This window comes from Aquimarina sp. MMG016, assembly GCF_018100805.1.
In the GTDB taxonomy this organism is placed as follows: Bacteria; Bacteroidota; Bacteroidia; order Flavobacteriales; family Flavobacteriaceae; genus Aquimarina.
Window position 1 is genome coordinate 2,501 of record NZ_JAGJEA010000022.1, and the last position, 3,259, is coordinate 5,759.

Genomic DNA, 3,259 nt, shown 5'->3' on the forward strand with positions numbered 1-3,259 from the left:
ATCGCCCTATTCAGACTCGCTTTCGCTACGGATCCGCACCTGAAGTGCTTAACCTTGCTAGTAAAAGTAACTCGTAGGCTCATTATGCAAAAGGCACGCCGTCAGCCGAAGCCTCCGACCGCTTGTAAGCGTATGGTTTCAGGATCTTTTTCACTCCCTTATTCAGGGTTCTTTTCACCTTTCCCTCACGGTACTGGTTCACTATCGGTCTCTCAGGAGTATTTAGCCTTATGGGATGGTCCCCACAGATTCATACAGGGTTACACGTGCCCCGCACTACTCAGGATACTACTAAATCAATGATCTTTACTTATACCAGGCTATCACTGTCTATGGCTTAGCTTTCCAACTAATTCTAATTCATTACACATCTTATATTGTAGTCCTACAACCCCTGCAATGCCGTAACATTACAGGTTTGGGCTAATCCGCGTTCGCTCGCCACTACTAACGGAATCACTATTGTTTTCTTCTCCTCCGGGTACTTAGATGTTTCAGTTCTCCGGGTTCGCCTCCTTACGGATGACATGTCTTCAACATGCCGGGTTGCCCCATTCGGATATCTGCGGATCAATTTGTATGTGCCAATCCCCGCAGCTTTTCGCAGCTTATCACGTCCTTCATCGCCTCTGAGAGCCTAGGCATTCCCCATACGCCCTTAATTAGCTTATGCGTCTTGCTTTAACTTGCTCTTTTAGTTTTTGCCTATGATAATAAAGTAACTAAATTATCATAAACCTCTTTTATTATTCATCGATTGTCTCCTTAAAGAACAATCAATGCTCGTATTTCTTAAATCAATATGTCAATGAACGGTCTGGAAGTGTTAAATTATAAGTTATATAGGTTAAGTAAATTACTCAACACTTAAAACTCAGAACCTAAAACTTTAAATCCTCGTGGAGAATACCGGAGTCGAACCGGTGACCTCCTGCGTGCAAGGCAGGCGCTCTAGCCAGCTGAGCTAATCCCCCATTATCTGAAATTCAGAATTACGAATTTAGAATTACGAATAATGTGACTTAAACTCTATCTTCTAGAATTTCCTTTTCAATATATATTCAATGAACTTTTTTTAAACTCAAAATTTAAAACCTTGAACTTAAAAATTGCAGCTGTGCTGCTTCGTAGTCTCAGGCAGACTCGAACTGCCGACCTCTACATTATCAGTGTAGCGCTCTAACCAGCTGAGCTATGAGACTTTGTTAGTCAGTGAGTCAGTGAGATAGTGAGTCTGTGAGTGTGCTATTAATAGCAAAAACAAATCTCAAATACTCAACCTCTCAAATACTCAATCACTAAATTAATCGACAGCTTTAAAGACTAAAACCTATAAAGATACATTCCATCGTATCATTTCTTGAATGCCTTAAAGGCAATCTCTAGAAAGGAGGTGTTCCAGCCGCACCTTCCGGTACGGCTACCTTGTTACGACTTAGCCCCAGTTACCAGTTTTACCCTAGGCCGCTCCTTACGGTGACGGACTTCAGGTACCCCCAGCTTCCATGGCTTGACGGGCGGTGTGTACAAGGCCCGGGAACGTATTCACCGGATCATGGCTGATATCCGATTACTAGCGATTCCAGCTTCACGGAGTCGAGTTGCAGACTCCGATCCGAACTGTGACCGGCTTTATAGATTCGCTCCTTGTCACCAAGTGGCTGCTCTCTGTACCGGCCATTGTAGCACGTGTGTGGCCCAGGACGTAAGGGCCGTGATGATTTGACGTCATCCCCACCTTCCTCGCGGTTTGCACCGGCAGTCTTGCTAGAGTTCCCGACATTACTCGATGGCAACTAACAACAGGGGTTGCGCTCGTTATAGGACTTAACCTGACACCTCACGGCACGAGCTGACGACAACCATGCAGCACCTTGTAATATGTCCGAAGAAAAGTCTATCTCTAAACCTGTCATACTACATTTAAGCCCTGGTAAGGTTCCTCGCGTATCATCGAATTAAACCACATGCTCCACCGCTTGTGCGGGCCCCCGTCAATTCCTTTGAGTTTCATTCTTGCGAACGTACTCCCCAGGTGGGTTACTTATCACTTTCGCTTAGCCACTCAGACCGAAGTCCGAACAGCTAGTAACCATCGTTTACGGCGTGGACTACCAGGGTATCTAATCCTGTTCGCTACCCACGCTTTCGTCCCTTAGCGTCAATACATTATTAGTGATCTGCCTTCGCAATCGGTATTCTGTGTAATATCTATGCATTTCACCGCTACACTACACATTCTAACCACTTCATAATGATTCAAGACCAGCAGTATCAATGGCAATTTTCCGGTTGAGCCGAAAACTTTCACCACTGACTTACTGACCCGCCTACGGACCCTTTAAACCCAATGATTCCGGATAACGCTTGGATCCTCCGTATTACCGCGGCTGCTGGCACGGAGTTAGCCGATCCTTATTCGTAGAGTACCGTCAAACCACTACACGTAATGGCGTTTCTTCCTCTATAAAAGTAGTTTACAACCCATAGGGCAGTCTTCCTACACGCGGCATGGCTGGATCAGAGTTGCCTCCATTGTCCAATATTCCTCACTGCTGCCTCCCGTAGGAGTCTGGTCCGTGTCTCAGTACCAGTGTGGGGGATCTCCCTCTCAGGACCCCTATCTATCGTAGCCTTGGTATGCCGTTACCATACCAACTAGCTAATAGAACGCATAGCCATCTTTTAGCAATAAATCTTTAATGTTAATCTGATGCCAAATCAACATACTATGAGGTATTAATCCAAATTTCTCTGGGCTATCCCTCACTAAAAGGTAGGTTCTATACGCGTTACGCACCCGTGCGCCGGTCGTCATCTGTTGCAAGCAACAATGTTACCCCTCGACTTGCATGTGTTAAGCCTGCCGCTAGCGTTCATCCTGAGCCAGGATCAAACTCTTCATCGTGTATTCTTAAATATGTTTCAAAATAACACAACGGAATTATAATCGTATCTCTATAAATGATTCTAGTCTTTAATATCTTTGCATCTAATTATTTCTAATCAAATACGCGCTGTCAATCAATATGTCTATGAACTTTCTCGTACCTCAGATCACTATTAATAATCCGAATATACTCTTGTAATTACCTAAGGAATCGAACCCTAAAAAATGCCCTAAAAACACCCACACTCCAGTATAATTTATTCCTATGAACTTCGCTTCTCTCTCAAAGCGGGTGCAAATATACAACCCTCTTTCTAACCACCAAAACTTTTTTAAATTTATTTTTAAAAAGTTTTTTTAACCTAATCT

2 tRNA genes and 2 rRNA genes (1 of these 4 only partly in view) are annotated in these 3,259 nt (G+C 43.9%); all 4 read right to left on the reverse strand.

Annotation, left to right across the window (positions count from 1 at the left end):
* Positions 1-673: ribosomal RNA gene (locus J8M14_RS22885) — 23S ribosomal RNA — on the reverse strand (it extends 2,151 nt beyond the left edge of the window).
* A 227-nt stretch (positions 674-900) separates the two neighbouring features.
* Positions 901-974, reverse strand: a tRNA-Ala gene (locus J8M14_RS22890).
* Positions 975-1,128: 154 nt separating this feature from the next.
* A tRNA-Ile gene (locus J8M14_RS22895) sits at positions 1,129-1,202 on the reverse strand.
* A gap of 184 nt (positions 1,203-1,386) precedes the next feature.
* Positions 1,387-2,908, reverse strand: a 16S ribosomal RNA gene (locus J8M14_RS22900).
* Together the 16S and 23S rRNA genes with 2 tRNA genes alongside form the textbook arrangement of a ribosomal RNA operon.
* Positions 2,909-3,259 lie beyond the last annotated feature (351 nt).